General features: G+C 63.1%; 2 protein-coding genes. Both read right to left on the bottom strand.

Annotated elements, in window-relative coordinates:
- Positions 1-119 precede the first annotated feature (119 nt).
- Positions 120-11,975, bottom strand: coding sequence for a non-ribosomal peptide synthetase (locus TX24_RS11870; protein ID WP_057710391.1), 11,856 nt, complete (start codon positions 11,973-11,975; stop codon positions 120-122).
- 3 nt (positions 11,976-11,978) lie between these two features.
- Positions 11,979-26,012: a non-ribosomal peptide synthase/polyketide synthase gene (locus TX24_RS11865; RefSeq protein WP_057710390.1), complete on the bottom strand. Its 14,034-nt coding sequence runs from the start codon at positions 26,010-26,012 to the stop codon at positions 11,979-11,981.
- Positions 26,013-26,183: the final 171 nt, after the last annotated feature.

Genomic DNA, 26,183 nt, shown 5'->3' with positions numbered 1-26,183 from the left:
CGGTGAGCACCCCATGCTCACCGGGCTTTTTTTTGCGCGTGCAGAGATACTGGCGAAGAGGGATTGGAGCATAAAAAAACCCGGACACTGGATCCGGGTTTTTGTGGTTGAGCGGCGGCTTACCTCAACGCCTCTACCAAACTGCTGATAAACACCGCGCTGTCGATAATGCCGTCATGATCGGTCTCGATCATCACTGAGCGCTCGATGCGCCCTTGGCTGATCACCGTTGCCATTTGCTGTTCGATCAGGTCCTTGAAGCGCCCTGCCCGGCTCATGGACGCCCACCAACAAGTGACGGGCGCCTTGATCGGCTTGAAGTCAGCTTGCAGCAAACGCTCACTGAGTGCCCGGTCAACGTCCCAGGAAATCTGCGCCTCATTGCCACGCAGTAATTCATCCTTGATCACCGTGAAGGCTTCGCCCAAACACTGTTCAGCCCAGTTCACAAATTCCTGCCATTGTCCCGCTTCATCCTCGCTATCCCGTTGGCATTGCTGCCAGGCGAGTTGGATGGACTCGGCAAACTCAGGGAACATCACCCCCAGCAACGCGGCGCGGCGCTCATTGGCTGAGGCTTCGCGGTCGTCCTCAACTTCCAAAGAATCCCAATAAGGTTTGACCCACTGCGGCGGCGCAGCGTCGATCCAGCCGACAAACTCCACCTCTCTGCCGGCTTGCTCCAGGCCGTAGGCTACCTCCATCGCCAGGTTGCCACCCAATGACCAGCCACCCAGGCGGAACGCGCCTTGGGGTTGGGCCACCAACAATTGCGCGGTGTAGTCCTCGACCATTACCTGCCATTGCGGCACCGTGGCGCCCTCTTCGGCCAAGGCACGGCACATTACCCCGAACACTGGGCGCTGCTCGCGCAAGGCCAGGGCAATCGCGGTGTAGCAATGCACCGAGCCGAAGCTTGGGTGGAACAGGAACAACGGCGTGCCTTGCATCTGCTGGTTGAGCTTGACGATCAACGAAGACCGGCTATTGCCCTGCAGGCATTTGACCTGCCCCGCCACGGTGGGGTTGAGCATCAATTGGCTGACAGATAGGTTCACGCCGCTGACCTTGCGAATTCGCTCCTTGAGCATCAGCACCCGCAACGAATGGCCACCGAGTTCGAAGAAGTTGTCGTTGAGCCCTACGCGCTCCACCTCCAGCACCTCGCTCCAGACCGCCGCTATTTGCTGCTCAATCTCGCTAACGGGTGCCTGGTATTGCGCGGCACTGTGGGCCTCTGGCTTGGGCAACGCCTTACGGTCCAGTTTGCCGTTCGGGCTCAACGGCATCTGCGCCAGCACTACCCATTGCGCCGGGACCATGTAGTCGGGCAACTGCTCGGCCAGGTGTGCAACCACCTCTGCCTTCCACGCTTCAAGCGGCTGTTGCAGCACCAGGTAACCCACCAGGTGGGTACCGTCCACCGCCAGCACCGCGGCTTCGCGGACATTGTCGAGTTCCAGCAAGCGCGCTTCGATTTCGCCCAACTCTATGCGCAGGCCACGCAGTTTGACCTGGTGATCGATTCGCCCGGCATATTCAATCACGCCATCGTCGCGATAACGCGCGAGGTCACCGGTGCGATACAGGCGCGTGCCGCTGCCGAACGGGTCGGTCACAAACCGCTCGGCGGTAAGCGCCGCACGGCGGTGATAACCCCGCGCCAAGCCAATACCGCCCAAATACAGTTCGCCCAGCACACCCACTGGCGCAGGTTCCAGGTTGTCGTCCAGCACGTAGCAACCCAGGTTGGCAATGGGTCGGCCAATGGGTACGGCGTCGCGGCCTTCCTCCACGCAGGTCCAGTGGGTCACGTCGATGGCGGCTTCAGTAGGGCCATACAGGTTGTACAACCCGGCTTGGGGCAATTTGGCGAACACCTGCTGCTGGGCATCGGCAGGCAACGCCTCCCCACTGCAAACGATGCGTTGCAGGCTCTGGCATGAAGTAACCGCCGCGTCTTGCAAGAACGCTTGCAACATGGAAGGCACGAAATGCAACGTGGTGACCTGTTGCTCGTTGATCAGCCGTACCAGCCTGGCTGGATCACGATGATCGCCCGGTGCAGCCACGACCAGACGCGCGCCGGTCATCAGCGGCCAGAAAAACTCCCACACCGACACGTCAAAGCTGAACGGCGTTTTCTGCAACACGCTGTCGTGTGGCTTGAGCCCATATGCCTGTTGCATCCAGCACAGGCGGTTGGTCAGCGCTATATGGCGGTTGCCAGCGCCCTTGGGCTGACCGGTGGAGCCGGAGGTGTAGATCACATAGGCAAGGTTTTCGCCGTGCACTGGGATATTCGGGTTGTGGCTGCTGAAGGTTTCCAGCCAGGTATCGCCATGTTCCAGCACCAGGGTTTGCACACCGGCAGGAACCGGCAGTTGCGCCAGTAGATGAGCCTGGGTCAACAGCAGTTGCACACCACTGTCCTGCAGCATGTAGGCCAGGCGATCACGAGGATACTCGGGGTCCAGCGGCACATAAGCGCCACCGGCCTTAAGCACCGCCAACAGACCAACCACCATCTCCACCGAGCGCTCCGCCGCTAGCCCCACCAGCACATCCGGGCCAACCCCGGCCGCCATCAAGCGATGTGCCAGGCGATTGGCCCGGGCGTTCAACGCGCTGTAACTCAAGGCTTGCCCCGCGAAAATCAAGGCAAGTGCATCCGGTGTACGCAGCACCTGAGCCTCGATCAGCGTGTGGACCGCTTGATCCAGCGGGTAATCCACCGCAGTGGCATTCCAATCATGCAATACCCACTGCCGCTCGGCCTGCGCCACTGAGGGCAACGCGCCAAGGCGTTGACTGCCGTCGCTGGCCAGGGCCAGCAGCAACTGCTGGAAGTGCTCGGCCAAGCGCTGGATATGCGCGCCGCTGAAAGCCTGGCGGGAGTAGTTGAACTCCAAGCCCAGTGTCTGGCCTATAGCCAACAACACGGTCAATGGATAGTGGGTCTGCTCCAGGCTGTGCACTGCGCCAAAACGCAGCCCCGACGGTGCGCCCTGCTCCAGCGCCTCGGACACCGGGTAGTTCTCGAACACCAGGATACTGTCGAACAGCGCTTCTCCACCCAGCCCCGCCCAGCGCTGGATCTCAAACAGTGGCGTGTGTTCATGCTCACGCAAGCCAACGTTCTGTTGCTGGAGTTGCTCTAGCCACTGGCTGACCGACATTTGCGCATCCGGCGTCGCCACTACCGGCAGCGTGTTAATGAACAAGCCGACCTGCTGTTCAATCCCACGCAGTTCCGTTGGACGCCCTGCCACCGTGGCGCCGAATGCTACGGTGGCTTGCCCGGTGTGGTGATGCAACAGCAACAACCATGCGCCTTGCACCAGGGTATTGAGGGTCACCTTGTGACGTTGGGCGAAGGCTTTGAGGTGTTCGGTTTGCGCGACATCGAGGCTCAAGCGATGCTCGCCATTGACCGCCAGGGCCGCATCCACCTCGGCGTCTATGGTGCGGGCCAGGCGCGTGGGCTCCTGCAAGTTGACCAGTTGCGCCTTCCAGAACGCTTGGCTGACGGCTTTGTCCTGCGCCTGCAGCCAAGCGATGTAGTCACGATACCGCCCGGTCGGCGCTGGCAGCGGCTCACCCGCATACTGTTGCAATACCTCGCCGAACAGCTGCGAACCACTCCAGCCATCCATCAAAATATGGTGATTGGTGTAGATCAGGTGATAGCTTGTCGCCCCCGTGCGTACCAGCGTCAAGCTCAACAACGGTGCTTGCTCCAGGACAAAGCCCTGGGCCCGTGCCGACTCGGCCAGTTCATCCAGGGCCTGGTTGCAGTCCTCGCGGGTCTGCCAATCCAACGCCATGAACGGCAGGCGCACCTGCTTGTAGACCACCTGCAAAGGCTGTTCAAGCTCCGCCTGCCAGACAAAACCGCTGCGCAGGATCTCGTGGCGTTGCACCGCCACCTGCCAGGCCTGCTGGAAGCGCGCCACATCCAGGCCCTGCACATCAATGCGCATCTGGTTGATGTAGTCACCCGAACCTTCGCCGTACAGCGATTGGAACAGCATGCCTTGCTGCATGGGTGACAATGGGTACAGGTCTTCGACCTCAGCCACGTTCAGTGCCAAGCCATCCAACTGGTCCTGGGACAACCGCGCCAAGGGGAAGTCCGACGGCGTCACGCCCTGATGCGCCGACTCGCAACAATGATCAATCAGAGCCTTGAGTTCCAAGGCATAGTCGTCGGCCAAGCACTTGACGGTTGCTTCACCGAACATCGCCTGGCTGAAACTCCAGTTCAACTTCAGCTCGCCACCATAGACCTGACCATTGATTTCCAGCCAGTTGCCCAAAGGTGCCTGCGGGCTTTGCTCGGCACCGCTGGCATCAGCGGTCGGCGTGAACAGTCCTGGCTGTTCGCCGCTGTCGAAGCTGGCATCGAACTGCCCCAGATAGTTGAAGGTGATACGTGGCTGCGGCAAGGCCGCCAACGCCTGTTGCGTTGCGGCATTACCCAGGTAACGCAGGGCACCGAACCCCAGGCCCTTGTCGGGCACGGCTCGCAGCTGCTCCTTGATGCGCTTCAGGGAGGCAGCCAGGGAATCGGCCGGGGCCAGTTGCACGGGGTAAAGGCTGGTGAACCAACCGACAGTGCGAGTCAGATCGATGTCATCGAACAGATCTTCGCGGCCATGACCTTCAAGCCGGATCAACATAGAAGCCTCGCCGCTCCAGCGCGTAATAACTCGCGCCAGAGCAGTCAACAGCAGGTCATTGATTTGGGTGCGATAGGCACTCGGCGCATCGTGCAGCAAGCGCCGAGTATAGGTGGCATCCAGGTGTGTGCTCACACTCAGCGCCAGTTGGTTGCTCAGACTCGCCTGTGGATCGGCGCCCGGCAAACCGACCGGGCTGCCCTGCAATTGCGTCTGCCACCAAACCAGTTCCTGTTGCAACGCCGGGCTGTGGGCGTAAGTCTGCAGGCGAGCAGCCCAGGCGCGGGTGGCGCTGGTCTTGGCTGGCAGTGTCACAGGTGCGCCTTGGGCCAGTTGCTGATACGTGCTTTGCAAGTCTTCAAGCAGAATGCGCCACGACACACCGTCCACCACCAAGTGATGGATCACCAGCAACAAGCGCTGTGAACCGTCGGCCAACTGCGCCAACACCGCACGCAATAACGGGCCTGCGCCCAGATCGAGACTGCGCTGGGCCTCTTCGCCCAAGGCCTCAAGTTCTTCGACGCTGTTCAATGTGGTTTGCCATAGCACCTGTTCAGCCTGGTGCTGATCCGGCCCACGGTAGGCCGCGCTCCAGCCCTGTGCGCCCTCGATAAAGGTGCTGCGCAAGGCATCATGATGCACGATCAATGCCTGCAGTGCGGCCAACAAAAGCGGTACCTGCAACGGCTGGTGCGGTTGCAGCACCGCAGATTGGTTCCAGTGATGACGCTGGGGAATGTCATCGGCAAAAAAACTGTGTTGCACCGGCAACAACAGCAAATCGCCAGTCAGCGGCGACTGGTCCATCTGCACCACACCGTCGCCTTCCCTCGCGACCGTCGCCAGGCTCTGCACGGTCTGATGCTGGAACAACTCTTTGGGCGTGAAACGCACACCGGCCTGGCGGGCGCGGCTGACCAGCTGAATCGAAATGATCGAATCGCCGCCCAGTTCGAAGAAATTATCATGCAAGCCCACCTGCGGCAGGCGTAGCACATCGGACCAGATCGCGGCGATCTTCTGCTCCAACTCGCTCTGAGGTGCCACATAAGCCTGCTGCATCTGACTCACATCCGGCAGCGGCAAGCCCTTGCGGTCGAGCTTGCCGTTAGGGGTCAGTGGCATACGCTCAAGGAACATCAAGTGCGTCGGCACCATGTAGTCCGGCAAGCGGGTTTTCAAGGCACGGCGCAAGGTTTCGCGACCGGTGGATTGAGCGACAGCATCATCCAGGAGCGTCCGGTCCAGTGGTACGACATAGGCCACCAGTTGTTTGCCTGTCGGCCCCTCCTGGGCGACCACCACGGTTTCACCGACACTGGCTTGCTCACGCAGACGCGCTTCGATTTCCCCCAGTTCGATACGAAAACCGCGGATCTTCACTTGATGGTCCACACGCCCCAGGTAATCCACCACGCCATCCGGACGCCCACGGGTCAGGTCGCCGCTGCGATACACGCGGCTGCCCGGTTTGCCGAACGGGTCCGGTACGAAACGCTCGGCAGTCAGTGCCGGACGCTCCAGGTAACCCCGGGCCACGCCCTCGCCGCCCAGGTACAACTCGCCGGCCACGCCGATGGGTTGCAGATTCAGTTGCGCATCCAACACGTAGCCACTGCGGTTACCCAACAAGGTGCCGATGGGCGCGTAAACGGCACCGCAGGGATCGCCTTTACGAGCCTTCCACAACAACGGTGTAACCACGGTTTCCGTCGGGCCATAGCCGTTGAACAGGTACTTGGGTTTCAGCGCGCGCCACGCCAGGTCATAGCTGGCTTGCGCAACGGCATCACCGCCAAAGCAGTACACCCGCACCGCCGGTGGGTTGCCGTCGCGCTCGGCATGTTCAGCCAACTGCTGCAGGTACACCGGTGGGAACACCGCCATGGTCACGTTGTGGCGGTGCATCTGCTCGTAGGTGTATTCCGGCAGCCACAGGCTGTCGTCACGGATCAACACGCTGGCGCCGTTGATCAGCGGGTGCATCCAGCCTTCGTGGGAGCCGTCGAAAGCGAACGACATGAAGTGCAGCTCGCAATCGGCCGGCGAGGTTTCATAGCGCTCGCCGGTAGCGATGATATGCGCCACCAGCGGGCCGTGTGACACCGCCACGCCCTTGGGCAAACCGGTGGAGCCGGAGGTGTAGATCACGTAGGCAAGGTTGTCGCCGTCCAGCGCCACAGTCGGGGCCGTATCGCTGTAATCCGACCAGGCTTGCACCTGATCCACCGCCAAGACGTCGAGGCCGTCCGGGATCGGCAACCGGTGTTGCACGGCCGAATGGGTCAACAGCAATTTCGAGCGGCTGTCTTGCATCATGTACAGCAGGCGATCACGTGGGTATTCGATATCCAGCGGCACATACACACCGCCGGCTTTCATCACCGCCAGGAACGCCACCATGATCTCGGCACTGCGCGGCATGGCGATGGCCACCCGCACTTCCGGGCCGACGCCACGGGCGATCAAGGCATGGGCCAGGCGGTTGGCCTGGCGATCCAGTTCGCCGTAAGTCAGGGTTTGCGCGTCGAATTTCACCGCCACCGCGTCCGGGGTTTCGCGGGCGCGATCGCCGACCAATTCGTGCACCAGGCGCTCGGCCGAAAAGCCAGACTCCGTGCGGTTCCACAGTTGCAGGATCTGTTGTTGTTCGGTCGCGTCCAGCAGGCTTAACTGGCTGAGCTGCTGTCGTGGGTTGGCGACCATACCCTGCAGCAGGTTCTGCCAGTGGCGCGCCATGCGTTGCACGGTGCTGGCTTCGAACAGGTCCTGGGCATAACCCAAAGTGGCCCATATACCTTCGGTGGACTCCTGAATATCCAGGTCCAGGTCGAAATGTGCGGTCTTGCTGTCCCAGTCCAGGCCTTCTACCCGCAGCCCTGGCAATTGGTGCTGAACCTGAGCCTGGCCGACGTCAGTCTGATGGTTGAACATGACCTGGAACAGCGGGTTGTGGCTCAGGCTACGCTCAGGTTGCAGGGCTTCGACCAGTTGTTCGAACGGCAAATCCTGGTGGGCCTGGGCTTGCAGGGCGCTTTGCCGAACGTGCTGCAGCAACTGCTCGACACTCATCTGCCCATGCACATCCGCCTTGAGCACCTGGGTGTTGACGAAGAAGCCAATCAAGCGCTCGGTCTCGCTGCGATTGCGGTTGGCAATCGGCACGCCGACGCGTATTTCTTCCTGGCCGCTGTAGCGGTGCAACAAGGTCTGGAACGATGCCAGCAACAACATGAACAGGGTCACGCCCTGCTGTTGGGCCAAAGCCTTGAGCCCCTGAGCGAGTTCCGGCGCCAGCTCGAACGCCAGGCGTGCGCCGCGGTGGCTCTGCACAGCCGGGCGCTGGTGATCGAACGGCAACTCCAGCACGCTCTGCTCACCGCCCAACAGTTCCTGCCAGTAGGCCAGTTGACGTTGCTTCTCACCGGCGTCCATCCAGCTGCGCTGCCATACGGCGTAGTCGGCATACTGGATCGGCAGCGCCGGCAACTGCACGTCCTGGCCTTGGCTATAACCGGCATACAGCTGCACCAGTTCTTCGACAGCCAATTGCATCGACCAGCCATCGGAGACGATGTGATGCTGCACCAATACCAACACATGCTCGTCGGCGGCCAGGCGCAGCAAAGTGACGCGCAGCAAAGGGCCTCGTTGCAGGTCGAACGGCTGGGCGATCAGCGCTTCTACATGGGCCTTGAGCTCGGTCTCTTCGATCTCCGCCTGGGTGATCGGCAAGGAAACTGACGGCTCAATCACTTGCACCGCGCCGTCGTGATCCTGGTGGATATGGGTGCGCAGGCTTTCATGGCGCGCCAGCAAGCTATCGAAACTGCGTTGCAACGCAGCCAGGTCCAACCGCCCTTTCAGGCGCAACGCGCTGGGAATGTGATACGCCGCGCTGTGGGGTTCCAGTTGCCAGAGAAACCACTGTCGCTCCTGGGCGTAAGACAATGGCAACGGCTGCACGCGCCCGGCCGGAAGCAGGGCCGGCGCCGTTGGCAATGGGCTCTCCTGGGCTTGCAAGGCCGCGACAAACGCCTCCAGACGCGGGTGTTCAAACACGGCTTTGAGCGGCACTTCCAGGCTCAGGGTCTGGCGGATGCGTGACACCACCTGCATCGCCAACAGGGAATGCCCTCCCAGCTCGAAGAAGTGCTGGTTCAAGCCCACACGTTCGGCTCCAAGAATAGCCGCCCAGATCGCCGCCATCTGTTGTTGCAACGGGGTGACCGGCGCCCGCCAATCCTGTTGTTCCACGCTGGCATCTGGCTTGGGCAGGGCCTGGCGATCCAGCTTGCCGTTGGGGTTGAGCGGCATGCGGTCGAGAAAGATCAGGTGCGCCGGCACCATGTAGTCGGGTAGGTGGTCGCGCAAGGTGGCCATCAACTGTTCGCCCACCTCGGCGCACTCGGTTTCAGACAGCGTCTGCGCAGGTACCAGGTAGGCCAGCAGTTGGTTGTCGGCAGCCAGCAACAGCGCTTCACGCACGCTGTCCTGGGCCAGCAGCACAGTTTCAATCTCACCCAGTTCTATGCGAAAACCACGAACCTTGACCTGGTGATCGACCCGCCCGACATACTCCACCACGCCATCGGCTCGGTAGCGGGCCAGGTCGCCGGTGCGGTACAGGCGCTCGCCGGATGGGCTGAACGGGTCAGCGACAAAGCGCTCGGCGGTCAGGCCTGGCCGCTGCAAATACGCACGGGCCAAGCCATTGGCGCTGGCGATATAGAGTTCACCCACGGCGCCCAGCGGCAGCAGGTTCAGGTCGCGGTCCAGCACATAGAGGCCACGCCCTGGCAGCGCCCGGCCAATGGGGCTGGCACCGACGGCGCTGACAGCGCTCGGGTCAGTGCAGTCCAGCACGCTGGAAACCACCGTGGCCTCGGTAGGCCCGTAGGTGTTGAGCAAGCGCACATGGCCGAGCCCGGCGCGCTGCCACAACAGCGGGCCATCCAACGGCATGGCTTCGCCGCCGATATGGATCTGCCGCAAGGCACCATAGGTCCTTGGGCCTGCTGCCAGGCAATCTTGCAGGAACAGCTTCCAGTAGGCGGTGGGCAAGTCGGCCAAGGTAATGCCCTGGGCGATGATCTGTCGGTACAGCTCGGCACCGTCCCACAACTGCGGGCCACGCAGTACCACGGTGGCGCCGAGGGTCAGGGCTGGGTATAGCTGCTCGACGAAACCGTCGAAGTTCAAGGTGGCAAACTGCAACACTCGGTCCTGGGCAACCAGCTGCGAGTAATCCGCCGCGATGCCAGCGAACTCACTCAGTGCAGCATGGCTGATGGCAACCCCCTTGGGCTTGCCTGTGGAGCCGGAGGTGTAGATCACATACGCCAGGCTCTGGGACTCGACATCAACCGGTAAATTATCGTCGGCACACAACGCCAACTGCGCCTGGACCCGGTCGATGTCCACCGCCAGCACCTGGGTCGGCAACGGCAGGCGCCCATGCAGGTGGGATTGGGTCAACACCAGGCCCACACCACTGTCCTCAAGCATATGCACCAGACGTTCGCGGGGGTACTCAGGGTCCAGCGGCACATAGGCCGCTCCCGTCTTGAGCACCGCAAGCAAGCTGACCACCATGGCAAAGGAGCGTTCCACGGCGATCCCCACCAGCGCTTTAGGGCCTACGCCCTGGGCCAGCAGGTAATGCGCCAGGCGGTTGGCCTGACGGTTCAGTTCCCCATAGCTGAGGGCCTGCTTATTCAGGGCCAGGGCCTGACGTTCCGGCTGCTGATCAGCCTGGGCTTCAAACAGCCGGTGCACAGCCTCAAAGGGGGTGACACCAGCCGGGGTGTTCCAGTCCTGAAGCATCCTGTGTTGCTCAGCGGCACCCACCATCGGCAGCTCGCAGAGGCGGCTGCGGGGTGCGCTCACCACCGCCTGCAGCAGGTTTTGCCAGTGTTGCGCCAAGCGCTCGATGGTGGCTGCATCGAACAGGTCGGTGGCGTAGGTCAGCGCAGCCCAAAGCCCGTCGGCGGATTCATGGGTGTCCAGGCTCAGGTCAAAATGGGTGGTCTGGCTGTCCCAATCCAGTTCCACCACACGCAGGCCCGGTAACTGCTGGCCTTCCCGGTCGCCCTGGGCATCGGTCTGGTGGTTGAACATCACCTGGAACAATGGGTTGTGGCTCAAGCTGCGCTCGGGCTGCAACGCCACCACCAGTTGCTCGAACGGCAGGTCCTGATGAGCCTGGGCCTCCAGGGCGCGGCGTTTGGTTTGTTGCAGCAGCTCGGCAAAGCTCATCTGCCCGTCAAGGTCAGCCTTGAGTACCTGGGTGTTGACGAAGAAGCCGATCAGCCGCTCGGTTTCGACGCGGTTACGGTTGGCATTCGGCACGCCAATGCGGATATCCGACTGCCCGCTGTAGCGATACAACAGGGCTTGGAACGACGCCAGCAGTAGCATGAACGCGGTCACGCCCTCTTGCTGCGCCAGGCGCTTGAGACCCGCCACCAGCGTCGGTTGCAAATGCACCTGCAGGCTTGCACCGCGATGGCTTTGCTGCGCCGGGCGCGGGCGGTCAAGCGGCAATTCCAGCACCGGTTGCTCGCCGCCCAGCAGGGCCTGCCAATACGCGAGTTGGCGCGCCTGTTCCCCGGCTTCCATCCAGCCGCGTTGCCACAGCGCGTAGTCGGCGTACTGGATCGGCAGTTCCGGGAGTTGCAGGTCATGGCCCTGGCTATGGGCCGCGTAGAGCTGCACCAGTTCCTCTACCATCACCTGCATCGACCAGCCATCGGAGACGATATGGTGCTGCACCATCACCAGCACATGCTCATCCTCGGCCAGTTGCAGCAGCGTCACACGCAACAACGGCGCCTGGTGCAAATCGAACGGCCGCGCCACCTCCTCTTCCACCCGCGCCATCAACTGTGCTTCGTCGACGTGCGCCTGCTCGATCTGCACCCGCGCCTGCGGCATCACTGCCTGCCACAGGCGTTCACCGTCCTCGACCAGTTGCGTGCGCAAGCTTTCATGCCGGGCCAACAGGCTGTCGAAACTGCGTTGCAACGCGGCCAGGTCCAAGTGCCCGTGCAAACGCAGGGCGCCAGGGATGTGATAGGCGGTGCTGTCCTTGTCCAGTTGCCAGAGGAACCACTGGCGTTCCTGGGCGTAAGACAACGTCGGTGTGTCGTTGTCGTGGCGGGTGGGAGCAATCGGCAGTTGAGCGAAACTCATGCCCCGGCTGTGCAGGCGCAGGTAAAACTGCTGGCGCTGCTCCAGAGGCAAGCGAAGAAAGCGCGACACCAGGTCGATATTAGGGTTGGAAAGCATGGTTCAAATCGCCTCTAGTTCGCTCAAAAAGTCACGAAGGTCATCAAAATCTTCCACGCTGCCGGCGCGGAAAGTGGCTGCGGCCTGCACGTAGGCGCGCAGCGATTCGGTCTGGAACAGTTCCATCAACGGTACGTCCAGGCCGAGCTCGGCCTGCACCCGCGAGGTAATCTGGATCGCCAGCAAGGAGTGGCCACCGACGTCAAAGAAGTTGTCGTTCAGGCCCACTTGCGGCAGGTGCAGGATGTCGGCCCAGATCGTGGCGATCTGCTGCTCAAGCTCGGTTTGCGGAGCCAGGTACTGCTGCTGCATCTGGCTCGCATCCGGCAGCGGCAGGCCCTTGCGGTCGAGCTTGCCGTTGGGGGTCAGCGGCATCTGCGCCAGGAATACGAAGTGGCTGGGCACCATGTAGTCCGGCAGGTCGGCTTTCAGGGCACGACGCAGGGCGTCACGGAACTCAACCGGGTCGGCCAGGCTGGCGTCGGCCGGTACCACATAGGCCACCAGTTGCTTACCGGTCGGCCCCTCCTGGGCCACCACCACGGTTTCACCGACACTGGCTTGCTCACGCAGACGCGCTTCGATTTCCCCCAGTTCGATACGAAAACCGCGGATCTTCACTTGATGGTCGACACGCCCCAGGTAATCCACCACGCCATCCGGACGCCCACGGGTCAGGTCGCCGCTTCGGTACACGCGACTGCCGGGCTTGCCGAACGGGTCCGGCACGAAGCGTTCTGCGGTTAACGCCGGACGCTCTAGATAACCACGGGCCACGCCCTCGCCGCCCAGGTACAACTCGCCGGCCACGCCGATGGGTTGCAGATTCAGTTGCGCATCCAGCACGTAGCCACTGCGGTTGCCCAGCAAGGTGCCGATGGGCGCATAGACAGCGCCGCAGGGATCGCCTTTGCGGGCCTTCCACAACAACGGTGTAACCACGGTTTCCGTCGGGCCATAGCCGTTGAACAGGTACTTGGGTTTCAGCGCGCGCCAGGCCAGGTCATAGCTGGCTTGAGCAACGGCATCACCGCCGAAGCAATACACCCGCACCGCCGGCGGGTTGCCGTCGCGCTCGGCATGTTCGGCCAACTGTTGCAAGTACACCGGTGGGAACACCGCCATGGTCACGTTGTGGCGGTGCATCTGCTCGTAGGTGTATTCCGGCAGCCACAGGCTGTCGTCACGGATCAACACGCTGGCGCCGTTGATCAGCGGGTGCATCCAGCCTTCGTGGGAACCGTCGAAGGCGAAGGACATGAAGTGCAGTTCGCAATCGGCCGGTGAGGTTTCATAGCGCTCGCCGGTAGCGATGATATGCGCCACCAGCGGCCCGTGTGACACCGCCACGCCCTTGGGCAAACCGGTGGAGCCGGAGGTATAGATCACGTAGGCAAGGTTGTCGCCGTCCAGCGCCACATCCGGTGCCGTATCGCTGTAACCGGCCCACTCTTCGGTGCGATCAATCGCCAGGGTCTCCAGGCCCTCGGGGACTGGCAGTTGCTGCAGCGCCCGGCTGTGAGTCAGCAGCAGTTGCGCACGGCTGTCTTGCATCATGTACAGCAGGCGATCACGTGGGTATTCGATATCCAGCGGCACATACACACCGCCGGCTTTCATCACCGCCAGGAACGCCACCATGCTCTCGGCACTGCGCGGCATGGCGATGGCCACCCGCACTTCCCTGCCGACGCCACGGGCGATCAAGGCATGGGCCAGGCGGTTGGCCTGACGATCCAGCTCGCCGTAACTCAGGGTTTGAGCATCGAATTTCACCGCCACCGCGTCCGGGGTTTCCCGGGCGCGATCACCGACCAATTCGTGCACCAGGCGCTCGGCTGAAAAACCGGCGTCGGTCTGGTTCCACAATTCAAGAATCTGCTGTTGCTCATCCTCGCCCAGCAGGCTCAATTGGCTAATGGGCTGCTGTGGGTCGACCACCATTGCCCGCAACAGGTTCTGCCAATGCCCGGCCATGCGCTCGATGGTCGCCACGGCGAACAGGTCGGTGGCATAACTCAGGGAGGCACGCAGGGCCGTCGGGCTTTCTTCCACATCCAGCGCCAGGTCGAACTGGGCCACGCCCTCGTCCAAATCCAGGACTTCGACGTGCAGGTCGGCCAGGCGATGCAGGTGGCTGTCGGCAGCGCTCACACGGTGGTTGAACAACACTTGGAACAACGGGCTCAGGCTCAGGCTGCGCTCCGGTTGCAATGCCTGCACAAGCTGTTCGAACGGCAGGTCCTGGTGAGCCTGGGCCTCGAGGGAACGCTGACGCACCTGGTGCAGCAATTGCTCGGTGCTCATTTGCCCGTGGATATCGGCCTTGAGCACTTGGGTGTTGACGAAGAAGCCGATCAACCCCTCGGTTTCCAGGCGATTACGGTTGGCAATCGGCACGCCCACGCGCACATCTTCCTGGCCGCTGTAGCGATGCAGCAATGCCTGGTAAGACGCCAGCAGCAGCATCGGCAGCGTGACGCCAGCGTGCTGCGCCAGCGCGCGCAAACTGCCCAACAACTCCGGATGCAACTCGATACCCAAGCGTGCGCCGCGATGGCTTGGCTGTGCCGGGCGCGGGTGGTCGAACGGCAACTCCAGCACTGGTTGCTCGCCGCTCAATTGCTCACGCCAGTAGGCCAATTGACGCGCCTGCTCTCCGGCCTCCATCCAATCGCGCTGCCACACGGCATAATCGGCGTACTGGATCGGCAGCGTCGGCAATTGCACGTCCTGGCCTTGGCTGTTAGCGGCATACGCCTGCACCAGTTCCTCGACCATCAACTGCATCGACCAGCCGTCAGAGACGATGTGATGCTGCACCAGCACCAGCACATGGTCGTCCTCGGCCAGGCGCAGCAAGGTAACCCGCAGCAGCGGCCCACGCAGCAGGTCGAAAGGCTGGGCGACCACCTGCGCAACCCGCGCCTTGAGGCCGGCATAGTCGCTGTCGACCTGCTCGATATCGACCCGGCCCTGGGCGTCAACGACTTGAACCGCGCCGGTGGCGTCCTGACGGAAATACGTGCGCAGGCTTTCATGGCGAGCCAGCAAGCTATCAAAGCTCTCTTGCAGCGCGGTCAGGTCCAACGGCCCGTGCAAACGCAAGGCGCTGGGGATGTGATACGCGGCGCCGGCCGGGTCCAGTTGCCAGAGGAACCACTGGCGCTCCTGGGCATAAGACAGCGGCAGAGGCTGCGTGCGATCGGCCTTGATCAGCGCCGGCGCGGTGACGCCCTCCTCGCCCAAGGCCTGCACGAAATCACCCAGTAGCGGCTGTTCGAACAAGGCCTTGAGTGGGACCTCCAGCGCCAGGGCCTGACGCACCCGTGACACCACCCGCGTGGCCAGCAATGAATGCCCGCCCAACTCGAAGAAATGATCGTCGAGGCCCACACGGGGCAATTCCAGTACCTCGGCCCAGATCGCCGCCACCTGCTGCTCGCGCGGGGTGACGGGCGCTACATGGCCTTTGAGCGACAGGCTGGCATCCGGTTTGGGCAGTGCCTTGCGGTCGAGCTTACCGTTGGGGGTCAGCGGCAGGCTGTCGAGGAACAGCCACTGCGCTGGCACCATGTAGTCCGGCAGACGCTCGCGCAGCGCGGCTTTATACACCTGCGGTGCCTGCGGCTCGGTGCTGACCAGGTAAGCGATCAGCCGGTCGTTATCGGCCAGCACCACGGCTTCACGTACGCCGTCGAACTCACGCAGGCAGGCTTCGATTTCACCCAGCTCGATACGGAAACCCCGGACCTTGACCTGATGGTCGACACGGCCGATGTATTCCACCACGCCGTCCGCCTGATAGCGTGCCAGGTCGCCGGTACGGTACAGGCGTTCGCCCGGAGCCCCAAACGGGTTGGGCACGAAGCGTTCGGCGGTCAGCGCCGGCTGCCCGTGGTAACCGCGCGCCAGGCCGACACCACCGATCAGCAGCTCACCGGACACACCTTGGGGGCATGGCGTGAGACCGGCATTGAGAATGAACAAGCGGGTATTGGCGATGGGCCGCCCCACGAACGGCAATGCCCGGTGCAAACGATGAGCCGCCGACCAGATGGTGGTTTCCGTCGGACCATAGAGGTTCCACAACGGGCCTTGCAGATCGAGCATGCGCTGGGCCAAATCGACGGGCAGCGCTTCGCCACCGCACAGGCAGGCGATGCCACGCAGTGCATGAGCCCGTGGGCTGTCGAGCAACATGCGCCAGGTCGAGGGCGTGGCTTGCAGCACATTCGCCGCCTGGCGCTGGGCCAGATCGAGGATCGCCTCCGGGTCGAGGGCCATTGCCTGGGCGCTCAGCAACACGGTGCCGCCGACACTCAGCGGCACATACAGCTCCAAGGCGAAGATGTCGAACGAGAAGGTGGTCAGCGACAACAGCCGCGCATCTTGGCCGATACTCAACGTGCCAGCCATGCCGCTGGTGAAGCTGCACAGCGCCTTGTGGCGCACCATCACCCCTTTGGGCTTGCCGGTGGAGCCAGAGGTGTAGATCACGTAGGCCAGATGCTCCGGTGTCACAGCAACCTGGGGGTCGTGCTGCGCTGTGCCGGCATCCTCCACCATCAGCACCTGCACGCCGTGCGGCTGAGCCAGGTGCCCCAGCAGGTGCGGTTGCGTCAGCAATACCCGGGCGCCGCTGTCTTCAAGCATGTAGGCCAGGCGCTCTGCCGGGAATTGCGGGTCGAGCGGCACATAGGCGCCACCGGCCTTGAGGGTCGCGAGCAAGCCAACCACCATGTCCAGGGAACGCTCCACGTGCACCGCCACCAGCACGTCCGGGCCGACGCCCATGTCGATCAGACGATGGGCCAGCCGATTGGCGCGGCGGTTGAGTTCGCCGTAGCTCAGGCGCTCGTCATTGAAGTGCAGCGCAATGGCGTCGGGTTGCGCCGCGGCCTGGGCCTCAAACAACTGGTGTACGCAGCGTTCGCGCGGGTAGTCAGTGTCGCTGCGGTTCCAGTCGTGCACCATTTGCTGCGATTGCGACGGGCTGAGCATCGCCAGGTCGTCCAAGGCCACCGAGGCATCCTGCAGGACCGCGCGCAGCAGGTTTTGCCAATGCTCGGCCAGGCGTTCCGCGGTCGCCGCGTCAAACAGATCCGTGGCGTAAGTCAGCGAGGCCCAGAGACCGTCCACCGATTCCTCGGTTTCCAGGTTCAGGTCGAACTGCGTGCTGTGACCGGCCCAATCCACTGGCTGCAAAGCCAGGCCGGGCAATTGCACCGGGGCTGAACGCAGGCTGTCCTGATGGTTGAACATCACTTGGAACAGCGGGTTATGGCTCAGGCTGCGCTCGGGCTGCAACACTTGCACAAGCTGCTCGAACGGCAGGTCCTGATGGGCCTGCGCCTCCAGGGCACGCAGCTTGACCTGGGCCAGCAACTGGTCGAACGGCATCTGTCCGTGCACGTCAGCTTGCAGCACCTGGGTGTTGACGAAAAAGCCCAGCAGTCGTTCGGTTTCGAAGCGATTACGGTTGGCGACCGGCACGCCGACACGCACCTGCGCCTGGCCGCTATAACGGTGCAGCAAGGTCTGGAACGAGGCCAGCAACAGCATGAACAGGGTCACGTCCTGACGCTGGGCCAGGGCCTTGAGTTCAGTCAGCAGCGCACGCTCCAGATGAATCTTACGGCGCGCACCACGATGGCTCTGCACTGCGGGGCGCGGATGGTCGAGGGGCAGGTCCAGCAGCGAATGTTCGTGACCCAGACGAGCGCACCAGTAATCGAGCTGGCGTTGTTGTTCCCCTGCCGCCATCCAGTCGCGCTGCCACTGGGCATAGTCGGCGTACTGGATCGGCAAGGCCGGCAAGCCAGCGTCGCCTTGGTACAGCGCCACCCACTCGTCGATCATCACTTGCATCGACCAGCCGTCAGAGATGATGTGGTGCTGGGTGATGACCAGCACATGGTGATCAGGCGCGACGATCAGCAACTTGACGCGCATCAGCGGGCCGTTGCGCAGGTCGAACGGGCGCTGGATCTCTTCGATGACAGCCTGCTCGATAGTGCCGGCGTCGACCTTTTGTTGCTCAACCGGCACTGCCAGGCTTGGGTGGATGACTTGCACAGTGTGCTCGCCCGACTCCACAAAGGTGGTGCGCAGCGGTTCATGGCGCTGCACCAGGGCCTCGACGGCGCGCTCCAGCGCCGCGATGTCGAGTTCACCGCGCAGGTGCAAAGCGGTGGGCACATGATAGGCCGCGCTGGTGGGATCCAATTGCCAGAGAAACCACTGCCGTTCCTGAGCAAATGACAACGCCAGTGGCTGGTCACGGCCAACTGCCTGGATCACGGGCGCCGTATCGACCTGCACGCCTGCGCACGCCGCAGCAAAGGCTGCCAGCGTCGGCTGTTCGAACAGCGCCCGCAACGGCACTTCCAGCTTGAGGTCGTGGCGCACCCGGGAGATCACTTGGGTAGCCAACAAAGAGTGGCCGCCGCGTTCGAAGAAGTGATCTTCCAGGCCAACCTGCTCGACCTGCAACACTGCTTGCCAGATCGCCGCCAACTGGATTTGCAATGGACTCTGCGGCGCCACGTAGGTGGTGCTGGCCTGGTTCAGATCGGGTGTGGGCAGTGCACGGCGGTCGAGCTTGCCGTTGTGGTTCAACGGCAAGGCATCAAGGGCCACCCAATGGCCCGGCACCATGTAGTCCGGCAATGTCTGGCGCAAGCGCGCTGCCAGTGCCTGGGTCGCCAGCGCTTGGCCTTCGGCTGGCACCACGTACGCCACCAACTGCACGCCGGTCGCGCTCGGCTGCGCAAGCACGGCGGCTTCCCGCACGTTGGGCAAGGCTTGCAGGCTGGCTTCGATTTCGCCCATTTCGATACGCAGGCCACGAATCTTCACTTGATGGTCGATACGCCCGACGTACTCCAGCGCACCCGCCGGGTTGTACCGGGCCAGGTCGCCACTGCGATAAAGCCGCGCACCGGGCGTGGCGGAAAACGGGTCCGGCAAGAAGCGCTCGGCGGTCAGCGCCGGGCGGTCGAAGTAGCGTTGCGCCAAGCCAACCTCGGCGCCAATGCACAGCTCGCCCACGCCATCGGTGGCCAACAGTTCGAAACCGTTGTCGAGTACATACAGCGCGCGCCCGGCAATCGCCTGCCCGATTGGCACGCCGTAGGCGTCGTTGGCATCGGCCAATTGGCACTCATGCACACTGGACACAACCGTGGCTTCGGTGGGCCCGTAGGTGTTGACCAGGCGCACATTGCCCAAGCCCGCGGCGTACCACGCACGCACGCCTTCCACTGACATGGCTTCACCACCCACATGCACCTGGCGCAGCTTGCCCAGGGAGCGACGGTGCTCGGCGCATTCCTGCGCCAACAGGTACCAGTAGGCGGCGGGCAAATCGGCCAGAGTCACGCCCTGCTCAACGATTTCTCGCGCCAGTTGCCCGGCGTCCCAGAGTTCATCGCCACGCATGATCAACGCCGCGCCCGCACACAGGGGCGGGAAGCACTGTTCGACAAAACCATCGAAACTGAAGGTCGCAAACTGCAACACGCGGTCCTCGGCGCTCAGTCGGCTGTACAGCGTGGCGCTGTCGCAGAACTGGCCGAGGGCGGCATGGTCGATGGCCACACCCTTGGGCTGGCCGGTGGAGCCAGAGGTGTAGATCACGTAGGCCAGGTCAGCCGCCGCTGCGTGATTAGGCGGATTGGTCGTCGGGTAGCCGGTGAGCTCCTCGCCACAGGCGCTGAAATCCACGCGGGTCAGGCCGCGGGGCAAAGGCAAGTCGGCGAGCAAGCCGGTTTCGCTGAGCAGCAGGTCCAGGCGGCTGTCGGCGAGCATGTAGGCCAAACGCTCCGCCGGGTATTTAGGGTCCAGCGGTACGTAGGCCGCCCCGCTTTTGAGCACTGCCAGCAGGCTGACGATCAACTGCGGGCCACGCCGCGAAGCCAGGCCCACCCGTTGGCCGGGGCCGACACCCAGCGCCAACAGGCGATGGGCCAGGCGGTTGGCGCGCTGGTTCAACTGGGCGTAGCTCACGCTGGCGTCACCGGCCTGCACAGCCAGGGCGTCCGGCGTCGCCTCGGCCTGGGCGGCTATACGCTGATGCACGCGCTCGTTGGCCTGTGGCGCTGCGGCTGAGCGGCTCAGCGCGAGCATCTGCTGTTGCGCAGGGGCGTCGAGAAGGCGCAGGTTGCCCAGCGGCATGTGAGCGTCTGCGAGCAATTGCGCCAGCAGGTGTTGCAGGTTGGCGCTCAACTGCGCCACTTGCGCCTCGCTGAACTGGGCACGGTCATAGCTGAACTCCAGGCGCAGGCTGGCGCCCAGTTCGATGCCCAGGGTTAATGGATAGTGCGTGCGCTCATGGTTGTGCAGGCGACCGAAGGTCAGGCCGGCCGGCGCGCCTTGCTTGAGCGCCTCGGCGACCGGGAAGTTCTCGAACACCAGCAAGGTGTCGAACAGCGCGCCTTGCTGGCCGGCCCAGCCCTGGATGTCGTAGAGCGGCACATGTTCATGGTCGCGCAGGCTGAGGTTGAGCACTTGCAGTTCGCTGAGCCAAGTCGCAGCCGACTGGGCTGGCGAGGCTGCGCTGATGATCGGCAAGGTGTTGATGAACAGGCCCAGTTGCTGCTCGATCCCCGGCAGCGGCGCGGAACGCCCGGCCACCGTGGCACCGAAGGCGACACAGTCCTGGCCGGTGTAGCGTTGCAGCAACAGGCTCCAAGCCCCTTGCAACAGGGTATTGAGGGTGACTTTGTGCTGGCGTGCGAACTCGCCGAGGCGGCGGGTAAAGTTGCTCTCCAGTGCCACGTGATGGTCAGCCATGCCCACCCCGTCGACCGGCGTGCGCAGCGCTTGCGCCAGCAGAGTCGGCGCCGGCAATGCCGCCAGGGCGGTTTTCCAGAACGCCTCGCCCGAGGACTGTTGTTGCAGCCAGGCGAGGTAATCGCGGAACTGCCCGAGCGGCGCCGGTACTGCCTGCCCCGCATAATGCGCGATGACCTCGGCGAGCAACTGCGCGTTACTCCAGCCGTCCATGAGGATGTGGTGGCTGGTAAAGATAAAGTGCCAGGCCGCACCGGCACCACGCACCAGCGTCAGGCGAAACAGCGGCGCGGCATTCAGGGCAAAACCACGTTCGCGTTCGGCGTGGGCCAGGGTGTCGAAGTCGGCGTTTGGGTCTTCGATCACTTGCAGTTGCAGGTCGACCTGGCGCTGGATCAGCTGATGAGCACTGTCCAGGCCCAGCCAATAGAAGCTGCTGCGCAGGATGTCATGACGATCCAGTGCAGCCTGCCAGGCACGCCCGAAAGCGAGCACATCGAGGCCCTCGATGTCGAGGCGCAACTGGTTGATGTAGGCCTGGGCCTCGGGTTCCAACAGGGTGTGGAACAGCATGCCTTGCTGCATCGGCGACAGCGGATAAAGGTCGGCAATCGCCGGCCCGGCCACGGGCAACGCATCCAGTTGCTGCTGGGTGAGGCGTGCCAGCGGGAAATCCGACGGGCTCACCTGGCCTGCCGGCGTGGCACAGCAATGCTCGATCAGCGCATTGAGTTCGGCTGCGTACTCATCCGCCAGACGCTGCACAGTTGCCGCCTCGAACATCTCTCGACTGAAGCCCCATTGAAGCGACAGCTCACCGCCATACACCTGCCCTTCCACCGTCAACCAGTTGGCCAGCGGTGCCTCTGCATCCTGAGCCTGCCCACTACCCTGGCGGGCCGGCACGAACAGTGCCGAGTCATTGAACTGGCGGTCGAACTGGCCCAGGTAGTTGAACGTGATGCGCGGCGCGGCCAGGGTCGACAACGCTTCGCGGGTTTCAGGCGTGCCGAGGTAACGCAACAGGCCGTAGCCAATGCCTTTGTTCGGCACGGCGCGCAGTTGCTCCTTCACCGACTTGATCGCCGCCGACAGTTCCCCTTCGGCGTGCAGGCGCACCGGGTACAGGCTGGTGAACCAGCCGACGGTGCGGCTCAGGTCGATGTCGTCAAACAGGTCTTCCCGACCATGACCTTCCAATTGAATGAGCGCAGCAGGTTGCTCGCTCCAACGGCTGATCACCCGCGCCAGGGCGGTCAACAGCAGGTCGTTGACTTGGGTGCGATAGGCCGCTGGCGCGTCTTGCAGCAGTCGGCGGGTGTGCTCGACGTCGAGGCGTGTTTCCAGCTTGGCACCCAGGCGGTTTTGCAGGCCGCCTTCGGGGTGATCACACGGCAGCTCGGCGTCGATGGATTGGGCTTGCCAGTACGGCAGTTGCTGGTCGAGGGACTGCGCGTGGCGGTGCAACTGTTGCGCCCAGCGCTGGTAGGCACTGGTTTTCGCCGGCAGCGCCTGGTCGCGGTAGGCCTGTTGCAGGTCTTCAAGCAGGATGCGCCAGGACACGCCATCCACCACCAGGTGGTGGATCACCAGCAGCACACGTTGGCTGCCATCGGCCAAATTCACCAACGCGGCGCGCAGCAGCGGGCCTTGGGCAAGGTCAAGGCTGCGCTGGGCTTCATCACACAGCGCCGCCAGTTCGGCGTCGGTGCTGGCCTGGCATTGCCACAACAGCGGTTCGCTGACGTAGGCGGCATGGCTCTGCTGCCAGCCGTCAGCCTGCTGCACAAAACGCAGGCGCAAGGCGTCGTGATGCTGGATCAACCGCGCCAGCGCTGCCTCCAACCGTGCAGGCTCAAGCACCTCGCCGGGCACCAGCAACAAGGATTGATTCCAGTGATGCCGCGCCGGGATCGGCTGGTCGAAAAAGCTGTGTTGCACGGGCGTCAGCATGACCTCGCCGCTGACCGGGCCCTGGTCGATCAGGCTGACCTGCTCAAAGCGCGCCACCAGGGCCAGGCTGCGGATGCTCTGGTACTGGAACAGGTCACGCGGGCTCAGGCGAATGCCGGCCTGACGGGCGCGGCTGACTACTTGGATGGAGATGATCGAATCGCCGCCCAGCTCGAAGAAGTTATCGTCCTGGCCGACCTCCTCAACGCCCAGTACGTCGCTCCAGATGGCAGCCAGGGCTGTTTGCAGGTCGCCTTGGGGGGCGACAAACGCCTGTTGCAGTGCCGCGTCTGGCACTGGCAACGCCTTGCGATCGAGCTTGCCATTGGCGGTCACCGGCAGCTTGGGCAGCGCAATGAAATGCGTCGGCACCATGTATTCCGGCAAGCTGCTGAGCAACCAGGCCTTGAGGTCCGTTGGCGCCTCGCCTGGGTGCACCAGATAGGCGACCAACTGCTTGCCGCCATGTACCAGTACCACGGCTTCGCGCACGTGTGGATGCTGCATCAGGCGTGCTTCGATTTCGCCCAGCTCGATACGCAAGCCGCGCAACTTGACCTGATGATCGAGACGGCCGAGGTATTCGATCACCCCATCGGCACGTTGGCGCACGCGGTCACCGGTGCGATACAGGCGCTCGCCCATCACGAACGGGCTGGGCACAAAACGTTCGGCGGTCAGCGCCGGGCGTCGGTGGTAACTGCGCGCCAGGCCAACGCCGCCGAGATAGAGTTCGCCGCTGACGCCAGCCGGCACCGGGTTGAGTTGTGCGTCCAGCACGTAGGTGCCGAGGTTGGCGATGGGGCGGCCGATGGGCACGCTGTCGACGCCTTCGTCAATGCAGGTCCAGTGCGTGACGTCGATGGCCGCCTCGGTCGGGCCATAGAGGTTGTACAGCGCCGCAGCGGGCAACTTGGCGAACACTTGCTGTTGCGCATCCAGGGGCAAGGCTTCGCCGCTGCAGACGATACGCGTGAGGCTCGCGCACGCCTGTACGCCCGGCTCATGGATAAACGCCTGCAACATCGACGGCACGAAGTGCAAGGTGGTGATGGCGTGCCGGCCAATGGTGTCAATCAGGCGCGCCGGTTCACGGTGCTCGCCAGGCGCCGCGACCACCAGGCGTGCGCCGCTCATCAGCGGCCAGAAGAACTCCCACACCGACACATCAAAGCTGAACGGGGTTTTCTGCAAGACCGCGTCATTGGCACCCAGGCCATACGCCTGTTGCATCCAGCTCAAGCGGTTGACCAACGCACGATGGCTGTTGCCAGCGCCTTTGGGCTTGCCGGTGGAGCCCGAGGTGTAGATCACGTAGGCCAGGTTCAGGGCATGCAGGGCCACGTTCGGCGATTCGCTGCTGTATCCGTCGAGCCATAGCGCCGGCTGGTCCAGGGCAATCACCTGGATACCGGCGACGGGCAGCGACGCCAGCAGGCTCTGCTGGCTGAGTAACAACTGAATGCCACTGTCTTCGATCATGTAGGCCAGGCGTTCCTGGGGGTACTCAGGGTCGAGGGGCACGTAGGCGCCACCGGCCTTGAGAATCGCCAGCAGGCCAACCACCATTTCGATGGAGCGCTCGATGCAGATACCCACCAATACGTCGGGCCCTACGCCCTGCTCGCCCAGGGCATGGGCCAATTGGTTGGCGCGCGCATCCAGTTGGGCGTAGGTCAAGGTGGTGGTACCGAACACCAGTGCCGGAGCATCGGGGCTGCGCCGTGCCTGGTCTTCGATCAGGTGATGAATGCCGCGCTCAGTCGGGTACGCCTCGGCGGTCTGGTTCCAGGTGTGGAGCAACCGTTGCTGTTCAGCCGCGTCAAGCATGGGCAATTCGCCAATGCGCTGTTCGCCATCGAGCACCATAGCTTGCAGCAGGCGGGTCCAGTGCCGGGCCATGCGCTCGATGGTGGGCGTATCGAACAAGTCATTGGCGTAGGTCAGCGCGGCATGCAGGGTGCCGGACTTTTCATAGGTGTCCAGGGTCAGGTCGAACTGGGTGGTACGGCCTTGCCATTCCACCAGGGCCAATTCCAGACCCGATGCGGTACTGACCGAGGCGATGTCGGCGACTACCGGCTGATGGTTATACATCACCTGAAACAGCGGCGTGTGACTCAGGCTGCGCTCGATTTTCAGCGCTTCCACCAGACGTTCAAAGGGCAATTCCTGATGAGCCTGGGCGCCCAGGGCATGCTCCTTGATACCTTGCAGCAACTCGGCAACCCGCGTTTGCCCAGTCAGTTCGGTGCGCAACACCTGGGTGTTGACGAAGAAACCGATCAGGCCCTCGACTTCGGTGCGATTGCGATTGGCAATCGGCACACCGACGCGAATGTCGCTTTGGCCGGTATAGCGGTGCAACAGCACATTGAAGGCACCGAGCAGCAGCATGAACAGGGTGACGTTGTGTTTTTGCGCGCAACTGCGCAGTTGCGCGGCCAGTGCCGGATCAATCGCGAAGTTATGCCGTGTGCCCTGGTAGCTGGGCATCGCGGGGCGTGGGTGATCAGTGGGCAGTTCCAGCACCGGATGCTCATCACCCAGGCGGGCCTGCCAATATTCCAATTGGCGCGCCTGCTCGCCCGCTTCCAGCCAGCGGCGCTGCCACAGGGCGTAGTCGCTGTATTGGATGGGCAGCGCCGGCAGTTGGGGCGCTTCGTCGCGCTCGTGGGCGTCATAGCAACGGATGAATTCGTCGATCAGCACATTCATCGACCAACCGTCGGAGACGATGTGGTGCAGGGTCAGCAGCAGCACGTGTTCCTGCTCGGCAAGCTTGAGCAGTTGCACGCGCAGCAGTGGCCCATGTTCCAGGTCGAACGGCAACAGCGATTGACGGGTGGCGGCGGCGTTGACGGCCTGCTCCCGCGCATCAAAGGCCAAGGCGGTGAGGTCCAGGTGCTCGACGGCCACCGACGGCTCCACCGCCACCTGCGCCAGCCGCTCATCGGCCTGACGCTGGAACACTGTGCGCAGGGTTTCGTGACGCGCCACCAGGCTGGCGAACGCTTGCTCCAGCGCTGGCAGGCTCAACACGCCACTTAAACGCACCGCGCCGGGCAAATTGTAGGCGCCACTGGCCGGGTCCAACTGCCATAGAAACCACATGCGCTGCTGTGCGTAGGACAGCGCCTGGCGGTCCTCCACCTCCACCCCTGCCGGAATCGGAAACCTTGAAAAATCCACGCCTTCTTTCTGCAAGGCTTGCAGGAACAATTGGCGTTTTTCCAGGGGCAGCCCGATAAACCGGCGAGCAAGTTTCAAGGAGTCTTCAGCATTCATTTCTTGGAATCCGGGGCAATAGGCGGGAAGCACAAAGGCACGTCGTCCCTATAAAACGAACCGGGCGGGGAAAAATTAGCGGAGGGATGGGGGCGTCGAGTGAGCTGTCATCGGGGGTTACATCAATCCCCGGGAAGCGACGCGAACCTGGGCTAGCATTGACGAACACCA

The sequence above is a fragment of the Pseudomonas lactis genome (assembly GCF_001439845.1).
Taxonomy (GTDB): Bacteria; Pseudomonadota; Gammaproteobacteria; order Pseudomonadales; family Pseudomonadaceae; genus Aquipseudomonas; species Aquipseudomonas lactis.
Note: the sequence above shows the minus strand (reverse complement) of the source record. Positions and strands in the feature narration are given on the sequence as shown.

Coding starts and splice junctions, on each gene's coding strand:
- TX24_RS11870 (WP_057710391.1), bottom strand. CDS start 11,975: ATGCTTTCCAACCCTAATATCGACCTGGTGTCGCGCTTTCTTCGCTTG.
- TX24_RS11865 (WP_057710390.1), bottom strand. CDS start 26,012: ATGAATGCTGAAGACTCCTTGAAACTTGCTCGCCGGTTTATCGGGCTG.